Source organism: Escherichia sp. WS3063, from assembly GCF_046486595.1.
Taxonomy (GTDB): domain Bacteria; phylum Pseudomonadota; class Gammaproteobacteria; order Enterobacterales; family Enterobacteriaceae; genus Escherichia; species Escherichia coli.
The window spans coordinates 87,674-109,273 of record NZ_JBJQKY010000001.1 but is presented as its reverse complement, the minus strand read 5'-3'; the positions used below and the strand labels follow the sequence as shown (position 1 = coordinate 109,273).

At 51.4% G+C, this 21,600-nt stretch carries 21 protein-coding genes; 12 read left to right on the top strand and 9 right to left on the bottom strand.

Annotated elements, in window-relative coordinates; all coding sequences use genetic code 11:
• From ydjY to ynjE, 7 genes are all read left to right on the top strand, one after another.
• Positions 1-678, top strand: coding sequence for a lipoprotein YdjY (gene ydjY, locus ACJHYW_RS00565; RefSeq protein ID WP_000939217.1), 678 nt, complete (start codon positions 1-3; stop codon positions 676-678).
• Between the two features lie 14 nt (positions 679-692).
• The gene (locus ACJHYW_RS00560; RefSeq protein ID WP_000977131.1) at positions 693-1,400 is read left to right on the top strand and encodes a TVP38/TMEM64 family protein; all 708 of its coding nucleotides are present in this window, start codon (positions 693-695) and stop codon (positions 1,398-1,400) included.
• Complete coding sequence (locus tag ACJHYW_RS00555) at positions 1,400-1,948, top strand: carboxymuconolactone decarboxylase family protein (protein WP_000524083.1); 549 nt, start codon at positions 1,400-1,402, stop codon at positions 1,946-1,948. The genes ACJHYW_RS00560 and ACJHYW_RS00555 overlap by 1 nt, the downstream gene beginning before the upstream one ends.
• A gap of 9 nt (positions 1,949-1,957) precedes the next feature.
• Positions 1,958-3,124, top strand: a complete 1,167-nt coding sequence (locus ACJHYW_RS00550) for an ABC transporter substrate-binding protein (RefSeq protein WP_001215389.1) — start codon at positions 1,958-1,960, stop codon at positions 3,122-3,124.
• On the top strand, positions 3,097-4,632 hold the full coding sequence (locus ACJHYW_RS00545) for an ABC transporter permease (RefSeq protein WP_000235002.1): 1,536 nt from the start codon (positions 3,097-3,099) through the stop codon (positions 4,630-4,632). The genes ACJHYW_RS00550 and ACJHYW_RS00545 overlap by 28 nt, the downstream gene beginning before the upstream one ends.
• Entirely contained in the window at positions 4,632-5,285 is a 654-nt protein-coding gene (locus ACJHYW_RS00540; RefSeq protein WP_001361434.1) for an ATP-binding cassette domain-containing protein, read from the top strand. The genes ACJHYW_RS00545 and ACJHYW_RS00540 overlap by 1 nt, the downstream gene beginning before the upstream one ends.
• Positions 5,286-5,351: 66 nt before the next feature.
• Positions 5,352-6,659, top strand: coding sequence for a thiosulfate sulfurtransferase YnjE (gene ynjE, locus ACJHYW_RS00535; RefSeq protein ID WP_001361433.1), 1,308 nt, complete (start codon positions 5,352-5,354; stop codon positions 6,657-6,659).
• A gap of 8 nt (positions 6,660-6,667) precedes the next feature.
• Here the strand turns inward: ynjE and ACJHYW_RS00530 are convergent, their stop codons facing one another.
• Complete coding sequence (locus ACJHYW_RS00530; protein WP_001296118.1) at positions 6,668-7,288, bottom strand: CDP-alcohol phosphatidyltransferase family protein; 621 nt, start codon at positions 7,286-7,288, stop codon at positions 6,668-6,670.
• A gap of 86 nt (positions 7,289-7,374) precedes the next feature.
• On the opposite strand from ACJHYW_RS00530, the gene nudG reads away from it, so the two are divergent.
• The gene (gene nudG, locus ACJHYW_RS00525) at positions 7,375-7,782 is read left to right on the top strand and encodes a CTP pyrophosphohydrolase (RefSeq protein ID WP_000781861.1); all 408 of its coding nucleotides are present in this window, start codon (positions 7,375-7,377) and stop codon (positions 7,780-7,782) included.
• Here nudG and ACJHYW_RS00520 read toward each other — a convergent pair.
• Positions 7,748-8,020, bottom strand: coding sequence for a YnjH family protein (locus tag ACJHYW_RS00520; protein ID WP_000085227.1), 273 nt, complete (start codon positions 8,018-8,020; stop codon positions 7,748-7,750). The genes nudG and ACJHYW_RS00520 overlap by 35 nt on opposite strands.
• Before the next feature lie 235 nt (positions 8,021-8,255).
• Between ACJHYW_RS00520 and gdhA the strand changes: the two genes are divergently transcribed.
• Complete coding sequence (gene gdhA, locus ACJHYW_RS00515) at positions 8,256-9,599, top strand: NADP-specific glutamate dehydrogenase (protein ID WP_000373044.1); 1,344 nt, start codon at positions 8,256-8,258, stop codon at positions 9,597-9,599.
• A 76-nt stretch (positions 9,600-9,675) separates the two neighbouring features.
• Here the strand turns inward: gdhA and topB are convergent, their stop codons facing one another.
• From topB to ACJHYW_RS00500, 3 genes are all read right to left on the bottom strand, one after another.
• The gene (gene topB / locus ACJHYW_RS00510) at positions 9,676-11,631 is read right to left on the bottom strand and encodes a DNA topoisomerase III (RefSeq protein ID WP_001235808.1); all 1,956 of its coding nucleotides are present in this window, start codon (positions 11,629-11,631) and stop codon (positions 9,676-9,678) included.
• A gap of 4 nt (positions 11,632-11,635) precedes the next feature.
• Positions 11,636-12,679: a selenide, water dikinase SelD gene (gene selD / locus ACJHYW_RS00505; protein WP_001298241.1), complete on the bottom strand. Its 1,044-nt coding sequence runs from the start codon at positions 12,677-12,679 to the stop codon at positions 11,636-11,638.
• A gap of 116 nt (positions 12,680-12,795) precedes the next feature.
• Complete coding sequence (locus ACJHYW_RS00500; RefSeq protein WP_000339292.1) at positions 12,796-13,347, bottom strand: NAD(P)H nitroreductase; 552 nt, start codon at positions 13,345-13,347, stop codon at positions 12,796-12,798.
• A gap of 160 nt (positions 13,348-13,507) precedes the next feature.
• Here ACJHYW_RS00500 and sppA point away from each other — a divergent pair, with 160 nt between their 5' ends.
• The 3 genes from sppA to pncA all read left to right on the top strand — a co-directional run bounded on the left by sppA (position 13,508) and on the right by pncA (position 17,198).
• The gene (gene sppA / locus ACJHYW_RS00495; protein ID WP_001259824.1) at positions 13,508-15,364 is read left to right on the top strand and encodes a signal peptide peptidase SppA; all 1,857 of its coding nucleotides are present in this window, start codon (positions 13,508-13,510) and stop codon (positions 15,362-15,364) included.
• 165 nt (positions 15,365-15,529) lie between these two features.
• Complete coding sequence (gene ansA, locus ACJHYW_RS00490) at positions 15,530-16,546, top strand: asparaginase (protein WP_001170162.1); 1,017 nt, start codon at positions 15,530-15,532, stop codon at positions 16,544-16,546.
• Positions 16,547-16,556: 10 nt separating this feature from the next.
• Positions 16,557-17,198, top strand: a complete 642-nt coding sequence (gene pncA / locus ACJHYW_RS00485; RefSeq protein WP_001135072.1) for a bifunctional nicotinamidase/pyrazinamidase — start codon at positions 16,557-16,559, stop codon at positions 17,196-17,198.
• Between the two features lie 92 nt (positions 17,199-17,290).
• Here the strand turns inward: pncA and ACJHYW_RS00480 are convergent, their stop codons facing one another.
• From ACJHYW_RS00480 to ACJHYW_RS00465, 4 genes are all read right to left on the bottom strand, one after another.
• On the bottom strand, positions 17,291-18,649 hold the full coding sequence (locus ACJHYW_RS00480) for an MFS transporter (protein WP_000438822.1): 1,359 nt from the start codon (positions 18,647-18,649) through the stop codon (positions 17,291-17,293).
• Between the two features lie 116 nt (positions 18,650-18,765).
• Entirely contained in the window at positions 18,766-19,524 is a 759-nt protein-coding gene (locus tag ACJHYW_RS00475; RefSeq protein WP_000719088.1) for a DeoR/GlpR family DNA-binding transcription regulator, read from the bottom strand.
• Between the two features lie 136 nt (positions 19,525-19,660).
• The gene (gene ydjG / locus ACJHYW_RS00470; protein WP_000723719.1) at positions 19,661-20,641 is read right to left on the bottom strand and encodes an NADH-dependent methylglyoxal reductase; all 981 of its coding nucleotides are present in this window, start codon (positions 20,639-20,641) and stop codon (positions 19,661-19,663) included.
• A gap of 9 nt (positions 20,642-20,650) precedes the next feature.
• Positions 20,651-21,598: a sugar kinase gene (locus tag ACJHYW_RS00465; protein ID WP_001361429.1), complete on the bottom strand. Its 948-nt coding sequence runs from the start codon at positions 21,596-21,598 to the stop codon at positions 20,651-20,653.
• Positions 21,599-21,600: the final 2 nt, after the last annotated feature.

Genomic DNA, 21,600 nt, shown 5'->3' with positions numbered 1-21,600 from the left:
ATGTTGCAACATTATTCAGTGTCATGGAAAAAAGGACTGACTGCACTCTGCTTACTGGCTGTTGCTGGGCTTAGCGGCTGCGATCAAAAAGAGAATGCGGCGGCAAAAGTGGAATACGACGAACTTTCGAACAGCCAACCGCTGCGTGTCGATGCTAATAACCATACGGTAACCATGCTGGTGCAAATTAATGGTCGCTTCCTCACCGACGACACTCGTCACGGTATTGTGTTTAAAGATGGCTCCAACGGACATAAATCGCTGTTTATGGGTTATGCGACCCCGAAAGCATTTTATGAAGCCCTGAAAGAGGCAGGTGGTACGCCGGGCGAAAACATGACGATGGATAATAAAGAAACGACTCATGTCACAGGCAGCAAACTGGATATTTCGGTCAACTGGCAAGGGGCGGCAAAAGCGTATTCCTTCGATGAAGTGATTGTTGACAGTAATGGCAAGAAACTGGACATGCGCTTTGGCGGTAATTTAACGGCAGCAGAAGAGAAGAAAACGGGTTGCCTGGTGTGTCTGGATAGCTGCCCGGTCGGCATCGTCAGCAATGCAACATACACTTATGGTGCGGTGGAAAAACGCGGCGAAGTGAAATTCAAAGGCAATGCCTCAGTTCTCCCGGCGGATAACACGCTGGCAACGGTTACCTTTAAAATCACCGAATAAAGCCAGGATAAAGGATGATGAAGATGCAATCGCGAAAAATCTGGTACTACCGTATAACCCTCATCATCCTGTTGTTCGCTATGCTGCTGGCATGGGCGCTGCTTCCCGGCGTCCATGAGTTTATCAATCGCAGCGTTGCGGCGTTTGCCGCCGTGGACCAACAGGGTATAGAACGCTTTATTCAGTCTTACGGCGCACTGGCGGCAGTTGTCTCGTTCTTGTTGATGATTTTACAGGCCATTGCTGCACCGCTACCTGCGTTTTTGATCACCTTTGCCAATGCGTCGCTGTTTGGCGCGTTCTGGGGGGGATTGCTGTCGTGGACCAGTTCGATGGCCGGCGCGGCGCTGTGCTTTTTTATCGCCAGAGTGATGGGCCGCGAAGTGGTGGAAAAATTAACCGGCAAAACCGTACTTGACAGTATGGACGGCTTTTTCACTCGCTACGGCAAACACACCATCCTGGTATGTCGGTTATTGCCTTTTGTGCCTTTTGATCCCGTAAGCTATGCTGCCGGTTTGACTTCAATACGTTTTCGCTCGTTTTTTATCGCCACCGGGCTTGGTCAGTTACCGGCGACTATTGTTTATTCTTGGGCGGGCAGCATGTTAACAGGCGGTACCTTCTGGTTTGTCACCGGACTGTTTATTCTGTTTGCCCTGACCGTGGTGATTTTTATGGCGAAGAAAATATGGCTTGAGCGCCAGAAGAGGAATGCCTGATGGGTTTACCGCCGCTTAGCAAAATTCCTTTCATTTTACGTCCGCAGGCGTGGCTGCATCGTCGCCATTACGGCGAGGTGCTAAGCCCGATTCGCTGGTGGGGGCGGATCCCGTTTATCTTTTATCTGGTGTCGATGTTTGTCGGCTGGCTGGAGCGCAAACGCTCACCGCTCGATCCGGTAGTGCGATCGCTTGTCAGCGCGCGCATTGCGCAAATGTGCCTGTGTGAGTTTTGCGTGGATATCACCAGTATGAAAGTCGCCGAGCGTACCGGCAGCACCGATAAACTGCTGGCAGTGGCTGACTGGCGGCAAAGCCCGCTCTTTAGCGATGAAGAACGGCTGGCGCTGGAGTACGCCGAAGCCGCAAGCGTCACACCGCCAACGGTCGATGATGCCCTGCGTACCCGACTGGCTACCCATTTTGACGCTCAGGCACTCACCGAACTGACGGCATTGATCGGCCTGCAAAACCTGTCAGCCCGTTTTAATTCTGCCATGGACATTCCCGCTCAGGGGCTGTGCCGTATTCCTGACAAACGTTCTTAAGGAGAGATGATGCGCCATTGTGTATGGTTGCTGGGATTGTTATCGCTGTTTTCTTTGGCAACACATGCCAGTGACTGGCAGGAAATTAAAAATGAGGCCAAAGGGCAAACCGTCTGGTTTAACGCCTGGGGCGGCGATACCGCAATTAACCGCTATCTCGACTGGGTTAGCGGCGAGATGAAAACCCATTACGCTATAAACCTGAAGATTGTTCGTCTCGCGGATGCCGCAGACGCGGTGAAGCGCATTCAGACCGAAGCTGCTGCCGGGCGCAAAACAGGCGGTTCGGTGGATCTGCTCTGGGTGAACGGCGAAAACTTCCGCACCTTAAAAGAGGCTAATTTACTGCAAACTGACTGGGCGGAGACCCTGCCCAACTGGCGCTATGTCGACACACAGCTGCCGGTGCGGGAAGATTTTTCAGTGCCTACAGAAGGGGCAGAATCACCCTGGGGCGGCGCGCAATTGACGTTTATCGCCCGCCGCGATGTTACGCCACAGCCACCACAAACGCCGCAAGCCTTACTGGAGTTTGCTAAAGCCAATCCCGGCACGGTTACCTATCCGCGCCCACCGGACTTTACCGGCACGGCGTTTCTTGAACAGTTGCTGATTATGCTGACGCCCGATCCCGCAGCATTAAAAGAAGCGCCGGACGATGCAACTTTCGCCCGTGTCACTGCTCCCTTGTGGCAATATCTTGATGCGCTACATCCGTATTTGTGGCGCGAAGGAAAGGATTTCCCGCCTTCGCCCGCGCGGATGGATGCTCTGCTGAAAGCCGGCACATTGCGCCTGTCGCTGACCTTTAACCCCGCGCATGCGCAGCAAAAAATCGCCAGCGGCGATTTACCCGCCAGCAGTTACAGTTTTGGCTTTCGCGAGGGGATGATTGGCAACGTGCATTTCGTCACCATTCCTGCCAACGCGAATGCCAGTGCTGCGGCGAAGGTAGTTGCCAATTTCCTGCTCTCACCCGATGCGCAACTGCGTAAAGCAGATCCCACTGTCTGGGGCGATCCTTCTGTTCTCGATCCGCAAAAACTGCCTGACGGGCAGCGCGAAACATTGCAATCGAGAATGCCGCAGGATCTGCCGCCGGTACTGGCTGAACCGCACGCAGGTTGGGTAAATGCGCTGGAACAAGAATGGCTACACCGTTACGGTACGCATTAATCTTTTTGCTGTGGGCGATGGTGGCGGTGATTTATGCACCGCTGATCCCGGCAACTCTCACGCTGATATCGCCTGCTTTATCGTTGACACACTGGCAGGCGTTATTTGCCGATCCACAGTTACCGCAGGCATTACTGGCAACGCTGGTGTCGACAACCATCGCGGCGGTCGGGGCGTTGTTGATTGCCCTGCTGGTGATTGTGGCGCTGTGGCCTGGGCCGAAATGGCAGCGTATGTGCGCCCGTCTGCCGTGGCTGCTCGCCATTCCCCATGTGGCTTTTGCCACCAGCACCCTTCTGCTCTTTGCTGACGGAGGGCTGCTTTATGACTATTTCCCATATTTCACTCCGCCAATGGACAAATTGGGTATTGGGCTGGGCTTCACGCTGGCGGTGAAAGAAAGCGCATTTCTATTGTGGATCTTAGCGGCAGTATTGAGCGAAAAACGGCTGTTGCAGCAACTCATTGTGCTGGATTCGCTGGGCTACAGCCGCTGGCAATGCCTGAACTGGCTGCTGTTGCCCTCCGTCGCGCCTGCGCTGGCAATGGCGATGCTGGCGATTGTGGCCTGGTCGCTGTCGGTCGTGGATGTGGCGATTATTCTTGGGCCAGGTAATCCCCCGACGCTGGCAGTAATTAGCTGGCAGTGGTTAACTCAGGGCGACGCCGATCAACAAACGAAAGGCGCACTCGCCAGCCTGCTGCTGATGCTGTTACTCGCCGCCTACGTTTTGCTGGACTATCTGCTATGGCGTGGCTGGCGGCGTACTATTCCCCGCGTAGATGGCGTTCGTAAGCCTGCCACGCCTTTATTGCCAGGCAATACGCTGGCGAGTTTTTTACCCTTAACCGGTGTGCTGTGTGTGGTTCTGCTGGCGATCCTCGCGGATCAGTCGACGATCAATAGTGAAGCGCTCATCAACAGCCTGACAATGGGGCCGGTGGCGACATTCATCGCTTTGCTCCTGTTACTGCTGTGGCTGGAATGGGGGCCACAGCGTCGCCAATTGTGGCTATGGTTGCCTATTTTATTACCCGCTCTGCCGCTGGTGGCGGGCCAGTACACGCTGGCGCTATGGCTGAACCTGGATGGAAGCTGGACGGCGGTGGTCTGGGGGCATCTGCTGTGGGTAATGCCGTGGATGCTGTTTATCCTGCAACCCGCCTGGCAGCGCATTGATTCACGGTTAATTTTGATTGCGCAAACACTGGGCTGGTCGCGGGCCAAAATCTTCTTTTACGTAAAATGCCCACTCATGTTGCGCCCTGCGTTGATTGCCTTCGCGGTGGGATTTTCAGTCAGTATTGCGCAGTATATGCCGACGCTGTGGCTGGGCGCGGGGCGTTTTCCGACGCTCACCACTGAAGCGGTGGCATTAAGCAGCGGCGGCAGCAACGGCATTCTCGCCGCCCAGGCTTTATGGCAACTACTGTTGCCGCTTATTATTTTTGCCCTGACCGCGTTAGTCGCAAAATGGGTAGGTTATGTCAGACAAGGACTCCGCTAATGCTCTGCGTGAAAAATGTTTCGCTACGTTTACCAGAAAGCCGCTTGCTGACAAACGTTAACTTTACGGTGGATAAAGGTGACATTGTCACGTTAATGGGGCCGTCTGGCTGTGGAAAATCTACACTGTTTTCATGGATGATTGGTGCGCTGGCCGGACAGTTTTCTTGTACAGGTGAGCTATGGCTCAATGAGCAACGGATTGACATGCTACCCACCGCACAGCGTCAGATTGGCATTCTTTTCCAGGATGCACTGTTATTTGACCAATTCAGCGTCGGGCAAAATTTACTGCTGGCTCTGCCAGCGGCACTCAAAGGTGTTGCAAGGCGCGATGCGGTAAATGATGCGCTGGAGCGTGCGGGGCTTGGCGGTATGTTCCATCAGGATCCTGCCACTTTGTCTGGCGGTCAGCGAGCGCGCGTTGCTCTAGTACGCGCCCTTCTCGCTCAGCCAAAAGCGTTGCTACTGGATGAGCCATTCAGCCGTCTTGATGTAGCTCTGCGCGATAATTTTCGCCAGTGGGTGTTCAGCGAAGTTCGCGCCCAGGCGATCCCAGTCGTTCAGGTAACGCACGATCTCCAGGATGTTCCTGCTGATAGCCCCGTTCTGGATATGGCGCAGTGGTCAGAAAATTACAACAAACTGCGATAACGCAAAGTTTTTCTCAATGCGTCAGTTCAGAATGGCGCTCTCAAAAATACAATGTCGGGATTTTCGATGAAACGTGTTTCTCAAATGACCGCGCTGGCAATGGCTTTAGGGCTGGCTTGCGCTTCTTCGTGGGCCGCTGAACTGGCGAAGCCTCTTACACTTGACCAGCTTCAACAACAAAATGGCAAAGCGATTGATACTCGCCCCAGCGCGTTTTATAACGGCTGGCCACAAACCTTAAATGGCCCTTCCGGTCATGAACCTGCCGCCTTAAACCTCTCTGCTAGCTGGCTCGACAAAATGAGCACCGAACAGCTCAACGAGTGGATCAAGCAACATAACCTGAAAGCCGATGCCCCGGTGGCGCTGTACGGTAATGACAAAGATGTCGATGCCGTCAAAACGCGTCTGCAAAAAGCAGGTTTTACGCATATCTCCATCCTGAGTGACGCGCTAAGCGAACCTTCCCGTCTGCAAAAACTGCCGCACTTTGAGCAGCTGGTTTATCCGCAATGGCTGCATGACCTGCAACAAGGTAAAGAGGTTACGGCGAAACCTGCCGGTGACTGGAAAGTCATTGAAGCGGCCTGGGGCGCTCCTAAGCTTTACCTTATCAGCCATATTCCCGGCGCTGACTACATCGACACCAACGAAGTGGAAAGCGAACCGCTGTGGAACAAAGTTTCTGATGAACAACTGAAAGCGATGCTGGCAAAACACGGCATTCGCCATGACACCACGGTCATTCTGTACGGGCGTGACGTATACGCTGCAGCGCGTGTGGCGCAAATTATGCTTTATGCCGGCGTGAAAGATGTGCGCCTGCTGGACGGAGGCTGGCAAACCTGGTCCGACGCGGGTCTGCCCGTTGAGCGCGGTACGCCACCGAAAGTGAAAGCGGAACCGGATTTCGGCGTGAAGATCCCGGCACAACCGCAACTGATGCTTGATATGGAACAAGCGCGTGGACTGCTGCATCGCCAGGATGCATCGCTGGTGAGTATTCGTTCGTGGCCGGAGTTTATCGGTACGACCAGTGGTTACAGCTATATTAAACCAAAAGGTGAAATAGCCGGAGCACGTTGGGGACACGCTGGTAGCGACTCGACGCATATGGAAGATTTCCATAACCCGGATGGCACCATGCGTAGCGCCGATGATATTACCGCTATGTGGAAAGCATGGAATATCAAGCCAGATCAGCAAGTTTCATTCTACTGCGGCACCGGCTGGCGCGCGTCCGAAACCTTTATGTACGCACGCGCAATGGGCTGGAATAACGTCTCCGTTTACGACGGCGGCTGGTACGAATGGAGCAGCGATCCAAAAAATCCGGTAGCAACCGGTGAACGCGGCCCGGACAGCAGCAAATAACATTGCAATTACTGACGCTGGAGCGACTTCAGCGTCAGATACCCACTCCACACCCGCGTAAAGGTCGTCATCCAGCACAACGCACCAAATACCCACGCAAACCACGGAAAACAGGCCGGAAAGAGGCAACTCAGAACAAACAGCAAAATCGTCTCGCTGCCTTCGGTTAACCCGCCCAGATAATAAAACGATTTATGCGCATAACCAGGATTATCAATCTGATGTTTCGCCGCCAGCGCAGCAAAAGCGAGAAAACTGCTGCCCGTGCCGATAAACGCAAACAGCAGCCAGCCGCCTGCCAGCGCATTTTGCTCCGGTGCAGCAAGAATAAAACCAAACGGCACCAGCGCGTAAAAGAGAAAATCGAGAGAAATATCGAGAAAGCCGCCCGCGTCGGTAAGCCCTCTGCGCCGCGCCAGCGCACCGTCCAGACCATCAAGCAGCCTGTTCAACAAAATGGCGACTAGCGCCGCCAGATACCAGCCCAGCGCCAGAAAAGGCAGTGCCAGCACGCCGATGGCAAATCCCACTAATGTTAAACCATCTGGCGTAATGCCCGGTTTATCAAGAACCCGCACGCACTGATGCAACAACGGTTTAATCCGGGGATGAAGATGGCGGTCTAGCACAGGCACTCCTTAAATATAAAGCCTTTCTGATTGAGCAACAGTGCGGATATTATGGCATTTTTCGCTTATCTGCCCGTGTGTAATTTATGAAAATGATTGAAGTTGTTGCCGCCATCATCGAACGTGATGGCAAAATTTTACTCGCGCAACGCCCCGCCCATAGCGATCAGGCGGGATTATGGGAGTTTGCCGGTGGTAAAGTCGAGCCGGATGAAAACCAGCGGCAGGCGCTGGTGCGTGAGTTACGCGAAGAACTGGGCATCGAAGCAGCTGTGGGTGAATATGTTGCCAGCCATCAGCGAGAAGTTTCGGGGCGGATTATCCATCTTCATGCCTGGCACGTACCCGACTTCCACGGGACGTTACAGGCACATGAACATCAGGCGCTGGTCTGGTGCTCACCTGAAGAGGCGCTGCAATATCCGCTGGCCCCTGCTGACATTCCACTATTAGAGGCATTTATGGCTTTACGCGCCGCCAGACCAGCGGATTAGTGCTAAGGGTTTTGTCATCACGCTGGCATTGCAGCAGTATTCCCTCGGCTTTAATTACCGCTCCTTCAGAATAATTTTTATCCTGATAAACGCAGCACTGAGTACAGGGCTGCGCTGACTGCCCGCCTGAACTGAACACTTCTGGCGGTACGTTTACCTCCACGTCCGGATGATAATGCGGGTTAGCCAGTGCAATTAATGGAAATGCTAATACTACGGCGAACAATGCTCGACTCACAGGGAACTCCTTAACGTTATTGTCTCTGCTACTAATAACGGTAGCCGGGCGGCATAACTTTAGCGTCTGAGTTATCGCATTTGGTTATGAGATTACTCTCGTTATTAATTTGCTTTCCTGGGTCATTTTTTTCTTGCTTACCGTCACATTCTTGATGGTATAGTCGAAAACTGCAAAAGCACATGACATAAACAACATAAGCACAATCGTATTAATATATAAGGGTTTTATATCTATGGATCAGACATATTCTCTGGAGTCATTCCTCAACCATGTCCAAAAGCGCGACCCGAATCAAACCGAGTTCGCGCAAGCCGTTCGTGAAGTAATGACCACACTCTGGCCTTTTCTTGAACAAAATCCAAAATATCGCCAGATGTCATTACTGGAGCGTCTGGTTGAACCGGAGCGCGTGATCCAGTTTCGCGTGGTATGGGTTGATGATCGCAACCAGGTACAGGTCAACCGTGCATGGCGTGTGCAGTTCAGCTCTGCCATCGGCCCGTACAAAGGCGGTATGCGCTTCCATCCGTCAGTTAACCTTTCCATTCTCAAATTCCTCGGCTTCGAACAAACCTTCAAAAATGCCCTGACTACTCTGCCGATGGGCGGTGGTAAAGGCGGCAGCGATTTCGATCCGAAAGGAAAAAGCGAAGGTGAAGTGATGCGTTTTTGCCAGGCGCTGATGACTGAACTGTATCGCCACCTGGGCGCGGATACCGACGTTCCGGCAGGTGATATCGGGGTTGGTGGTCGTGAAGTCGGCTTTATGGCGGGGATGATGAAAAAGCTCTCCAACAATACCGCCTGCGTCTTCACCGGTAAGGGCCTTTCATTTGGCGGCAGTCTTATTCGCCCGGAAGCTACCGGCTACGGTCTGGTTTATTTCACAGAAGCAATGCTAAAACGCCACGGTATGGGTTTTGAAGGAATGCGCGTTTCCGTTTCTGGCTCCGGCAACGTCGCCCAGTACGCTATCGAAAAAGCGATGGAATTTGGTGCTCGTGTGATCACTGCGTCAGACTCCAGTGGCACTGTAGTTGATGAAAGCGGATTCACGAAAGAGAAACTGGCGCGTCTTATCGAAATCAAAGCCAGCCGCGATGGTCGAGTGGCAGATTACGCCAAAGAATTTGGTCTGGTCTATCTCGAAGGCCAACAGCCGTGGTCTGTACCGGTTGATATCGCCCTGCCTTGCGCCACCCAGAACGAACTGGATGTTGACGCCGCGCATCAGCTTATCGCCAATGGCGTTAAAGCCGTCGCCGAAGGGGCAAATATGCCGACCACCATCGAAGCGACTGAACTGTTCCAGCAGGCAGGCGTACTGTTTGCACCGGGTAAAGCGGCTAATGCTGGCGGTGTAGCAACATCGGGCCTGGAAATGGCGCAAAACGCTGCGCGCCTGGGCTGGAAAGCCGAGAAAGTTGACGCACGTTTGCATCACATCATGCTGGATATCCACCATGCCTGTGTTGAGCATGGTGGTGAAGGTGAGCAAACCAACTACGTACAGGGCGCGAATATTGCCGGTTTTGTGAAGGTTGCCGATGCGATGTTAAGCCAGGGCGTGATTTAAGACAATTGTGCCGGATACAGCGCAAACGCCTTATCCGGCCATAAAAATCTTCAGTATCAGATGGTTGAAAGAACCTTTATATTATCACTCCATTGCCCGCCTCTTCTGATGGCGGGCTTTTTTTCGGCGCTCTCTTGCGTGTCGAATCCTTTTTCTTCCCTTCTCCACCGCCGGGAACCATTATTCCCCGAAACTGCCTTACCGACGTGCGCTTTGCCTGATCAATCAACTGGTACAATGTCCCCACCAGCGGCTGCATAAAGTCCTGATAGCGACACTGCTTTTCGCTGATTTGCGTCAGCACCGATTCCCAGTGCGCGGTCATGTCCGGTCGCGTCGCCATCTCTGGCAGCGAATGGAATAGCGCTTTTCCGGCGTCGGTGGAGTGGATATAGCGCCCTTTTTTGGTCAGGAAACCACGCTTGAACAACAGTTCAATAATCCCGGCACGGGTTGCTTCTGTCCCCAGACCATCGGTCGCACGAAGGATCTTTTTCAGATCTTTGTCCTGCACAAAGCGTGCGATCCCGGTCATCGCCGAAAGCAGTGTTGCATCGGTAAAATGGCGCGGCGGCTGGGTTTGCCGCTCTACCACTTCACCTTTTTCGCACAACAATTCATCGCCTTTCGCCACCACAGGCAGCGGCGTGCCGTCGTTTTCTTCATCGCGTTCTTTGCTGCCTAACAGCGTGCGCCAGCCTGCTTCAGCAAGAAAACGGGCTTTAGCGACAAATTTGCCTTTGGCAATGTCCAGTTCGATAACACACTTGCGGAACACCGCATCCGGGCAGAACTGCATCAAGTACTGACGGGCAATCAGGTTATAGACCTTCGCTTCGTTCTCCGTCAGGTTGATCGCAGAACTCCGTGCGGTCGGAATGATGGCGTGGTGCGCATCGACCTTTTTGTCATCCCAACAGCGGTTGCGTATATCTGGATCTACCACTGGCTGCGGCAACAGATCCGGTGCATGAACGCTGATGGCATTCATCACTGCGTGGCGTCCGGCAAAATGTTCTTCTGGCAAATAGCGGCAATCGGAACGCGGATAAGTGATTAGCTTGTGCGTTTCGTACAGCTTCTGGCAGATATCAAGCACGTTCTGCGCGCTCAGACCAAAACGTTTAGCCGCTTCAATCTGCAACGCCGAAAGCGAAAAAGGAAGCGGCGCGGATTCTGATTCCCGTTTATCGTTATAGCTGGTGACAATAGCTGGTTGACCACTAATGCGGTTAACCACATGCTCCGCCAGTGGACGATGTAACAAGCGCCCTTCTTCATCCTGGTACGGTTCACACGCTTCGCTCGGTTGCCAGATAGCGGTAAACCGCTCATCGGCAGGTGTCACGATATGTGCTTTGACTTCAAAGAAATCTTTCGCCACGAAGTTTTCAATCTCTTCGTCGCGGCGCACCACCAGTCCGAGTACGGGCGTCTGCACGCGTCCCACGGAAAGTACGCCCTGATAACCGGCATTGCGACCGAGAATGGTGTAAGCGCGGGTCATATTGATGCCGTACAGCCAGTCAGCTCGGGCTCGCGCCAGTGCAGAAACGCACAGCGGTACAAACTCGCTATTGGAGCGAAGACGATCGATCGCCCGCTCAACCGCCTGCGGGTTCAGGTCGTTTATCAAACAACGCTGTACCTGCTGGCGCTTTTCCGGTGCCAGTTGCAGGTAGTCCAGCACTTCATCCACCAGCAGTTGCCCTTCGCGATCCGGGTCTCCGGCGTGAACGATTTCGCTGGCTTCATGCAGGAAGCGTTTGATGACATTAAGTTGTTTAGTCACGGAGGGTCGGGGCTGTAATTGCCACTTTTCCGGGACAATTGGCAAATCCGCAAGATTCCAGCGCGCATAGCGGCTGTCGTAGGCGTCTGGCTGCGCCTGCTCAAGCAGGTGACCGATACACCAGGTCACCACCTGACCATTACCGCACTCGATAAAGCCATCGCCTTTCCGGTGCGGTTTAGGCAGGACATCAGCAATGGCGCGCGCCAGACTCGGTTTTTCGGCAATAAACAACCGCATTGAATTAACGGATCTCAACCATGGCACGACCGCCGCGCGCTGGCACCAGTTCGCCAATCGCCGTCAGTTCAATGCCAAACTCGGCGGCTGTAGCTTTGACCTCATTTTCTGCTTCCGGCATGACCGCCAGCAGCAAACCGCCAGAAGTTTGCGGATCGCACAGCAGATCGCGCACTTCACGCGGCATTTCACCCATCAGATGACCGTAGCTGGCAAAGTTACGTTCGGTGCCGCCAGGCACTGCGCCCAACTTAATGTACTCTTCAACCCCAGGCAATTTCGGGATCGCGTCATAGTCGACGCGCGCCTGCACACCTGCGCCCTGACACATTTCGCTTAAATGCCCCAGCAAACCAAAACCCGTAACGTCGGTCATCGCTTTTACGCCTTCGATGTTGGCAAAGGACGCGCCTGCGATGTTCATCCGGCACATCACTTCCGTCGCCAGTCCCTGATGTTCTGGTTTAAGCAGTGATTTTTTCTCAGCCGTGGTAAGAACGCCAATCCCCAGCGGCTTCGTCAGGAACAGTTTGCATCCGGCTTGTGCGGTACTGTTTTTCTTCACCCGCTCGGTCGGTACGATCCCCGTTACCGCCAGACCAAAAATCGGCTCCGGCGCATCGATGGAGTGACCGCCAGCCAGCGCAATACCCGCCTGACGGCATGCATAGCGTCCACCTTCGGTCACTTCGCGGGCAATTTCCGGGGAAAGTTTGTTAATCGGCCAGCCGAGGATCGCAATCGCCATAATTGGTTTGCCGCCCATTGCGAAGATATCGCTGATGGCGTTAGTCGCCGCAATGCGGCCAAAATCGAAAGGATTATCAACGATCGGCATAAAGAAGTCGGTGGTACTGATAACGCTGGTGCCATTGCCCAGATCGTATACCGCCGCATCGTCGCGGGTTTCATTACCCACAAGCAAATTCGGATCAACAAACTTCGCCTGCTCACTGTGCAGGATGGTTTCCAACACTTTTGGGGAAATTTTACAGCCGCAACCAGCGCCGTGGCTGTATTGGGTCAAACGAATCGAGTTCTCGCTCATGGACATCTCCTGTCAATGCAATCCGGGTATGGTAACCCTCATTCCATGAAGTGATAAGTGAGAGTGTCTGAATTCCTGCTCCTTTGCTCACAATCCAGACAGTTTCGCGACAATTATCAGAAATAAGTCACAAACGGCGTCGGGTCCGGGACGTTTATCGACGTAGATGCTTTCAACTGCGGCGTACCGAGGTAGAGAAAACCGACAATTTTATCCTGCTCACGGCAACCGAATGCTTCACGCACTACCGGACTTTCAGTTAATGCACCACTGCGCCAGATGCCGCCAAACCCCTGGGCAACTGCTGCCATTTGCATCGCCATGACCGCGCATCCCGCAGACATTTCCTGTTCCCAGCGCGGGACTTTATGATTTTCTTCGCATTTCGCCACCACCGTTATGATGAGCGGTGCGCGGAACGGCGCATTACGCGCTTTGTCGATGGCTTTGTTATCACTACCGGCAGCAATCGCCCCCTGCTCCAGTACAGCGCTGAAACGCTCGCGCCCTTCCCCTTCAATCACAAAGAAATGCCACGGTTGCATGGACTTATGGTCCGGCGCACGCATACCCGCACGCAGGATGTTTTGCAGTTGTTCACCCGTTGGCGCGGGTTCAGCCAGGCGGGAGGCGCTACGGCGATTGATCAATAGTTCGAGTGCATCCATTTGATTAACTCCTGTCGTGATATTTATTCACAAAATTAACACGAGAGTGGATTTTGTTACAGCCCAGTCCGCAATTCCTGCTGACAAGTGCCGGTTGGGTCATTACGATAACCACATCTATTGCGCCTGAAAAAGGTGTGACCTTAAGTTGGGAGAATACATGCGAACCCTTTGGCGATTTATTGCCGGATTTTTTAAATGGACGTGGCGTCTGCTGAATTTCGTCCGTGAAATGGTACTTAACCTGTTCTTTATTTTTCTCGTGCTGGTTGGTGTGGGGATCTGGATGCAGGTCAGTGGTGGTGATTCGAAAGAAACGGCCAGTCGTGGCGCACTGCTGCTGGACATTTCTGGTGTGATCGTCGATAAACCCGACAGTTCTCAGCGGTTTAGTAAATTAAGCCGCCAGCTGCTTGGTGCCAGTTCCGATCGTCTGCAGGAAAACTCACTGTTTGATATCGTCAACACCATTCGCCAGGCGAAGGACGACCGCAATATCACCGGTATCGTGATGGATCTGAAAAACTTTGCAGGCGGCGACCAGCCGTCTATGCAGTACATCGGCAAAGCTCTGAAAGAGTTTCGTGACAGCGGGAAACCGGTTTATGCCGTTGGCGAGAACTACAGCCAGGGGCAATATTATCTCGCCAGTTTCGCCAATAAAATTTGGCTGTCTCCGCAAGGCGTGGTGGATCTGCACGGCTTTGCCACCAACGGTCTGTACTACAAATCGTTGCTGGATAAGCTGAAAGTTTCCACCCATGTGTTCCGCGTGGGTACGTATAAATCTGCCGTTGAACCGTTTATTCGTGATGATATGTCGCCGGCAGCCCGCGAAGCTGACAGCCGCTGGATTGGTGAGCTGTGGCAAAACTATCTGAATACTGTTGCCGCTAACCGGCAGATCCCTGCTCAGCAGGTATTCCCTGGCGCGCAAGGGTTGCTTGAGGGTTTAACCAAAACCGGTGGCGATACCGCGAAATATGCGCTGGAAAACAAGCTGGTCGATGCACTGGCATCGAGTGCCGAAATCGAAAAAGCTCTGACCAAAGAGTTCGGCTGGAGTAAGACTGATAAAAATTATCGCGCCATCAGTTATTACGATTACGCATTGAAAACGCCGGCAGATACCGGTGACAGCATCGGAGTCGTCTTCGCTAATGGCGCAATTATGGATGGCGAGGAAACTCAGGGGAATGTTGGCGGTGATACCACTGCGGCACAAATCCGCGACGCTCGCCTTGACCCGAAAGTGAAAGCGATTGTCCTGCGTGTTAATAGCCCAGGCGGCAGCGTTACCGCGTCTGAAGTGATTCGCGCTGAACTGGCAGCAGCCCGGGCAGCGGGTAAGCCTGTGGTTGTATCGATGGGCGGTATGGCGGCATCTGGTGGTTACTGGATTTCCACACCAGCTAATTACATTGTGGCTAACCCCAGCACCCTGACCGGTTCTATCGGTATCTTCGGCGTGATCACCACCGTAGAAAATAGTCTGGATTCGATTGGTGTTCATACTGATGGTGTCTCAACTTCACCGCTGGCGGATGTTTCTATCACCAGGGCACTGCCGCCGGAAGCGCAGCAGATGATGCAGTTAAGCATTGAGAATGGCTATAAACGCTTTATCACGCTGGTTGCTGATGCGCGTCATTCAACGCCGGAGCAGATTGATAAAATCGCCCAGGGCCACGTCTGGACCGGTCAGGATGCAAAAGCTAACGGGCTGGTCGATAGTCTCGGGGATTTCGATGATGCGGTCGCCAAAGCAGCAGAGCTGGCAAAAGTGAAACAGTGGCATCTGGAATACTACGTTGATGAACCGACCTTCTTCGACAAAGTGATGGACAACATGTCTGGTTCTGTCCGCGCAATGTTGCCAGATGCGTTCCAGGCCATGTTACCTGCACCGCTGGCCTCGGTAGCCTCTACCGTTAAAAGTGAAAGCGACAAGCTGGCCGCGTTTAACGACCCACAAAACCGTTATGCGTTTTGCCTGACCTGCGCCAACGTGCGTTAAGTCATGTACTAAGTGGCCGACAGATCGTCGGCCACATTTTTTTTACCTCGACGAATCCTCTTCCCGCTGTCTCGCCCCATATTTCCTTATCCGCATAGTATCAGGTGCGCTCCCCCTGCCTCACGTATATACTTTTGCTCTTTCGATATCATTCATATCAATATCATGCAAAAGAAATCAATTTACGTCGCCTACACGGGCGGGACCATCGGGATGCAGCGTTCCGAGCAGGGTTATATTCCGGTGTCAGGTCATCTACAACGCCAACTGGCGCTGATGCCGGAATTCCATCGCCCGGAGATGCCAGATTTCACCATTCATGAATATACGCCATTGATGGATTCTTCTGATATGACGCCAGAAGACTGGCAGCATATTGCTGAAGATATTAAAGCGCACTATGACGACTATGATGGTTTTGTCATTCTGCACGGTACAGACACGATGGCGTATACCGCCTCTGCACTGTCGTTCATGCTCGAGAATCTCGGTAAACCGGTCATTGTGACAGGGTCACAAATCCCGCTAGCTGAGTTACGCTCTGACGGACAAATTAATCTGCTGAATGCGTTGTACGTTGCGGCGAATTATCCTATCAACGAAGTAACTCTCTTTTTTAATAATCGACTTTATCGTGGCAACCGTACCACCAAAGCCCATGCCGATGGTTTTGATGCGTTTGCCTCTCCAAACCTTCCTCCGTTACTGGAAGCAGGTATCCATATTCGTCGTTTGAATACACCACCCGCCCCGCACGGTGAAGGGGAATTGATCGTTCATCCAATCACCCCACAACCGATTGGCGTAGTGACGATTTATCCAGGGATTTCTGCTGACGTCGTGCGCAATTTTCTGCGCCAACCGGTGAAAGCATTGATTCTGCGCTCATATGGCGTGGGTAATGCGCCACAAAACAAAGCCTTCCTGCAAGAATTACAAGAAGCCAGCGATCGCGGTATTGTGGTAGTCAACCTGACACAATGTATGTCCGGTAAAGTGAATATGGGTGGTTATGCCACCGGTAACGCCCTCGCCCATGCCGGCGTTATTGGCGGTGCAGATATGACTGTAGAAGCCACACTAACCAAACTGCATTACCTGCTTAGCCAGGAACTGGATACTGAAACCATTCGCAAGGCCATGAGCCAAAACCTGCGCGGCGAACTGACGCCGGATGATTAAGGAGACTGCAATGCCCCCTCGCGCCCTGTTACTGGTCGATTTACAAAATGATTTCTGTGCTGGTGGCGCGCTCGCCGTGCCGGAAGGTGACAGTACGGTGGATGTCGCTAACCGCCTGATTGACTGGTGCCAGTCGCGCGGTGAAGCGGTTATCGCCAGTCAGGACTGGCACCCGGCGAATCACGGCAGTTTTGCCAGTCAGCACGGTGTAGAGCCTTATACGCCGGGCCAACTCGACGGTTTGCCACAAACCTTCTGGCCAGATCACTGTGTGCAGAACAGTGAAGGCGCACAATTACATCCGTTACTGAACCAAAAAGCGATCGCAGCGGTGTTCCATAAAGGCGAAAATCCTTTAGTTGACAGTTACAGTGCCTTTTTTGATAACGGCCGTCGGCAGAAAACTGCGCTCGATGACTGGTTGCGCGCTCATGTAATCAATGAATTGATCGTTATGGGTCTGGCTACTGACTATTGCGTGAAGTTTACCGTGCTGGACGCGTTACAGTTAGGCTATAAGGTGAACGTGATTACCGATGGTTGTCGTGGCGTAAATATCCAGCCACAGGACAGTGCGCACGCGTTTATGGAGATGTCAGCAGCTGGGGCAACGCTATATACGCTGGCAGACTGGGAAGAAACGCAGGAGTAATTTTACGCTGGCCTACAATTCTGTACTGCCATTGTAGGCCAAATAAAACACGTCAGTGGTACATCTGGCAATTGATGCCATCAACGAAAGATTTAATTCACCTCAGAAATCTCTTCCAGCGACACCTTCCGCGTTTCGATGCCAAAAATGGAGAGAACCAGCGCACAGAGCACTAACATGACACCAAGCACCATAAACACCGTGATTGACCCATAATGCGTTAATAGTGCCGCAACGCCATAGGGCGTGAAGACTGCGACGATCCGTCCGACGGCATTAACGAAACCCGAACCACGCAGGCGTAAATGCGTTGGCCAAAGTTCCGGGATATAAACCGCCGACGCGAAGCACACATACATGTATAAAAAGAAGATCATCACCAGGCCATAGATTAAAATCGCCCACTCTGTAGTCTGAATTGAATAGATATAGCCTAACACAGCAATAATAATAAGTAAGGCAGAGCCAAATAATCGACGAGGAAAATGATCAATAATTAATGCCGCAATAAATATCCCTACCGGAGCGCCAATCATAATAACAGCGGTCATTAATATTGATTTATCAACATCAATGCCGGAGTTAACAAATATGGTCGGTATCCATACGGTGATGGTATAAAGCGAAATGTTCATTGCAATTAAAACAGTAATCGCGACTAATGTACGTCGTAACATTTCCCCTTTAAACAGGAGCCAGAAGGTACCCTTGATTACCTTAACCTTGCTGTTGCTCTGGTTCAAAGTAAGCGGGGGTAAACGAATACTCTTCTCTCTTTCAATTTGCTGCTCTACTTCACGAAGTTGGCTTTCTGCACCTGCGATTTGCCCTTTCCCCGCCAACCATCGAGGCGACTCAATAAAGTATTTACCTGAGAGAAACCAGGCTAACAGTATGCCAATACCACCCAGCAGAAACATTATCCGCCAACTAAAAAAAGCGATAACCACCACGCCTATCGCCGCAGACAACATGGGCGACCAGTTACCGACAAATGAGAGCCGCGCGGACCATTTTCCACGCACCGTCGCGGGGATAAACTCCGTAAATGAGGCATAGCCAACCATAATCAGCGCCCCCATTCCTGTTCCCATCAGGAAGCGAAAGAAGATGAGCCAGTACATATCAGGGACAAAAGCGGCCCCTGTTGCCGCAATACCGACGATGAGAAGATTTATGCGAAACGCCCTGCGCCGCCCAAAGTAGTCACCAATAAACCCACCGGTAAGAGAGCCGATGAAATAACCAAACATTAATGCCGAGGTAAAGGCGGCATTGAGGAGATTATTTGACCATCCATTGCTTACCAGCTTTGCTAAAACAACATTGCCTGAATAACTCAAAAAACCCGTTAATAACAGACTAAAGCTTATAATACCAAATATACGATAATGAAACCGGGCCAAAGGCAAGCGGTCCAGTCTTGCGCCAATTTGATCATATTGTTCCATTAGGTGCCTCGGATTTGCTAAAAAGGTAGCAATTGCGGCAAATTCACTTGCCGCATCTTTATCATCATTTTATTTCCAGGCGCAGGAACAAATAATATTGACAACGTGTGCTTAAATTACCACACCAGCTGGATATTATTGTCTTTGCAAAATGCTATCCACTCTGCACCCGGTGATTTATCAGTTATTATGTAATTAATATGACTAAAGTCAGCTAACTGGACAAAAGCTTTGCGATCAAACTTAGAGTGATCAACCAATAACGCAACTTCTGTCGCCTGACGGATCATTGTCTTTTTGATTTCAGCTTCCGCTTCGTTAGAGTCCAGCGCGCCGCTGTTAATATCAAGACCTTTACAACTCATTACCATGATATCGACATGGTAGCGGCTGATGATCTCTTTAGTAATTCTTCCTTGCAGGGAAAGTGTATTTTTGTTTAGTTCCCCCCCCGTTGAAACGACTTTAATTTCTGACTGAGCCAGAACATGAATCGCTTCCGCCGAGTTGGTTAGCAACGTCAGGTCACTACGGTCCTGTAACAATTTGAGCAATTCCATTACGGTACTACTGGAATCGGCTGCCATGGTGGTTTTATTGTCGATAAAGGGTAGTGCCTTGCGTGCAATAAGCTGCTTCTCTTCATAAAACGATGAAGCGCGCTTATAAAAATGGATATTCTCCGTCAACATCGCTGTATTTAAAACAGCACCACCATAGGTTCTGGTCAAAAAGCCTTCATCTTCCAGCTTCTCAAGATCGCGGCGAATGGTTTCTTCGGTTACCTGAAAAATCCCACTCAAATTTGAGACTGTCACCTTTTTATCGTTGGCAACCATTTGCTTAATTGCCTGAATCCTGTCTTTTGCCGCCACGATTACACCCCTGTATCTTTTTACATCACATTAGCGCGATTATCGCATAACCGATGTTTACTTTCAAAATAACCTGTTTGAATCACAGATTTTCATCACAGTTTTCACAGAAACAGAGGTGAATCGTGTTGAGTATTTAACGCTCCAGGGCCTCTGCCATTTCCCTCATCAATGTTGCGTCTGCATCCGATAAGTTGATATTCAATGCCGCGACATTTTCGCGTACCTGTTCCGGTGCAGTAGCCCCACTAAGAATGGAGATTAAATCACTCTGTTTTAATATCCACGCCAGTGCCAGAGTGGGAATTGTGCACTGATAACGAGCACAGAGTGGCTGCCACTGTTCAAGCATATCAATCACTTTCAGCATGTTTTCACGCTGGAACCAGACTTTATTTGCCCGAGCGCCACCCGGAACGTAATCACGAGTGATGGTACCGGTCAACAATCCCTGCTCTAGCGGGGAATAAACCTGTACCACAATGCCATTATCACGACATAGCGGCAGCAGTTCGCTTTCCAATGCCCGGTCGAGGATACTGTATTTCGCCTGAATAATATCCAGTTCACCATATTGCAGATACTCGCGGATATGGTCAGCATCGACGTTAGCAGCGCCTATAGCGCGAATTTTTCCTTCGGCCTTTAACTCATTGAGCACTGCGACAGTTTCAGCTATCGGCGTAAAAAATGGCGGCACCGACTGCCAGTGCGTCATGTAGATATCGATGTAATCAATACCCAGACGTTGCAAGCTGGCTTCTACCTCTTCGCGGATAGATTCCGGGGAAAGGTTTTTATACAACTGCCGATCGCCAACTTTGTTGAATAAACTCCCTTTTCGTTCCCAGACAATGCCGCATTTGGTTTCTACTACAACCTGTTCACGGGGCAGTTTTTTTAACGCCTGACCGACGATAACTTCACTATTGCCAAAGTTATATCCTGGCGCAGTATCAATCAGATTAATGCCACAACGATGGGCTTCAAGAATCGTATCAATACATATTTGCCGATCGAGATCGCCATTCCATGCAGGACCGCCGCCAATGGCCCATGTCCCCAACCCCATTCGCGAAAGCGTAATATCCGTTGTGCCTAAAGGTATCTTTTTCATTTGCCTTCATTATCCTTCGTATTCTTCCAGCAATTGTTCGACCAGCTTTCTGTTTTTTACGCCGGTGGTGGCACCGACGCTTAGAACCGAGATAGCCGCCGTTGCATTGGCAAAGCGTGCGCATTCACGCAGATTTTTGCCTTCTAACAGTGCCGCAATAAAACCTGAAGCAAAGTTATCGCCCGCGCCAATGGTGTCGATGGCGGTTATTCCTGCGACCGCCGGCACCTTCATCGTCATGTCACCACGCTTGATAAAGCAGCCGTCTTTACCCGTTTTAATCACCACCGTTTTTACGCCGCACGCAAGAAAGCAGTCAGCAATTTCATCCAGTGTCTCTTTCCCGGTGAGTAATTTTGCCTCGGCAAAATTAGGAAACAGATAATCGACATAACTCAATGCTTCGCAAATATCATCCAGCGTTTCATTCAACCGCGGTTTGATCATATCGGCACAGATAATCATCTGCCGGGCTTTAGCTTGCGTAAAAATTTCTGTTAGCGCTTTACCATCCAATAGTGGACTGTTGAAAATACTGGCCAGTGATAATAATTTCGCCTGGGAAAACCGCGCAAAATCAACATCGTCAATATTCAATTTCCACAGACTGCCGTTACGGTTTGTGACAAACGTCCGCTCGCCATCCTCCGTCACCAGTCCAACGTTAATAGAGGTATCTATGTTGACGTCCTGCTTCAGGCTTTGAATATCAATATTCTCTTTGCGGCAATGGTCGAGAATAAATTGCCCGGCGGCATCTTTACCAATACGACTCATTAATGCTGTGCGATGGCCCAGACGAGAAATAATTGTTGCTTCATTTATTGCATCACCCCCGGTGGTCATTGCGATTCTTTCAAGAGGATAAGAATCCACATCAAAGATATTTTTACTGACCGGTTGCAATGGAATATCAACAATAGCGGCACCTATACAAATAACGTCGAGATTATCCATAT

Coding starts and splice junctions, on each gene's coding strand:
- ACJHYW_RS00555 (WP_000524083.1), top strand. CDS start 1,400: ATGGGTTTACCGCCGCTTAGCAAAATTCCTTTCATTTTACGTCCGCAG.
- pncA (WP_001135072.1), top strand. CDS start 16,557: ATGCCCCCTCGCGCCCTGTTACTGGTCGATTTACAAAATGATTTCTGT.
- sppA (WP_001259824.1), top strand. CDS start 13,508: ATGCGAACCCTTTGGCGATTTATTGCCGGATTTTTTAAATGGACGTGG.
- ACJHYW_RS00550 (WP_001215389.1), top strand. CDS start 1,958: ATGCGCCATTGTGTATGGTTGCTGGGATTGTTATCGCTGTTTTCTTTG.
- ACJHYW_RS00465 (WP_001361429.1), bottom strand. CDS start 21,598: ATGGATAATCTCGACGTTATTTGTATAGGTGCCGCTATTGTTGATATT.
- topB (WP_001235808.1), bottom strand. CDS start 11,631: ATGCGGTTGTTTATTGCCGAAAAACCGAGTCTGGCGCGCGCCATTGCT.
- ACJHYW_RS00545 (WP_000235002.1), top strand. CDS start 3,097: ATGGCTACACCGTTACGGTACGCATTAATCTTTTTGCTGTGGGCGATG.
- ACJHYW_RS00500 (WP_000339292.1), bottom strand. CDS start 13,347: ATGGATGCACTCGAACTATTGATCAATCGCCGTAGCGCCTCCCGCCTG.
- selD (WP_001298241.1), bottom strand. CDS start 12,679: ATGAGCGAGAACTCGATTCGTTTGACCCAATACAGCCACGGCGCTGGT.
- nudG (WP_000781861.1), top strand. CDS start 7,375: ATGAAAATGATTGAAGTTGTTGCCGCCATCATCGAACGTGATGGCAAA.
- ynjE (WP_001361433.1), top strand. CDS start 5,352: ATGAAACGTGTTTCTCAAATGACCGCGCTGGCAATGGCTTTAGGGCTG.
- ACJHYW_RS00480 (WP_000438822.1), bottom strand. CDS start 18,649: ATGGAACAATATGATCAAATTGGCGCAAGACTGGACCGCTTGCCTTTG.
- ansA (WP_001170162.1), top strand. CDS start 15,530: ATGCAAAAGAAATCAATTTACGTCGCCTACACGGGCGGGACCATCGGG.
- ydjY (WP_000939217.1), top strand. CDS start 1: ATGTTGCAACATTATTCAGTGTCATGGAAAAAAGGACTGACTGCACTC.
- ydjG (WP_000723719.1), bottom strand. CDS start 20,641: ATGAAAAAGATACCTTTAGGCACAACGGATATTACGCTTTCGCGAATG.
- ACJHYW_RS00540 (WP_001361434.1), top strand. CDS start 4,632: ATGCTCTGCGTGAAAAATGTTTCGCTACGTTTACCAGAAAGCCGCTTG.
- gdhA (WP_000373044.1), top strand. CDS start 8,256: ATGGATCAGACATATTCTCTGGAGTCATTCCTCAACCATGTCCAAAAG.
- ACJHYW_RS00560 (WP_000977131.1), top strand. CDS start 693: ATGATGAAGATGCAATCGCGAAAAATCTGGTACTACCGTATAACCCTC.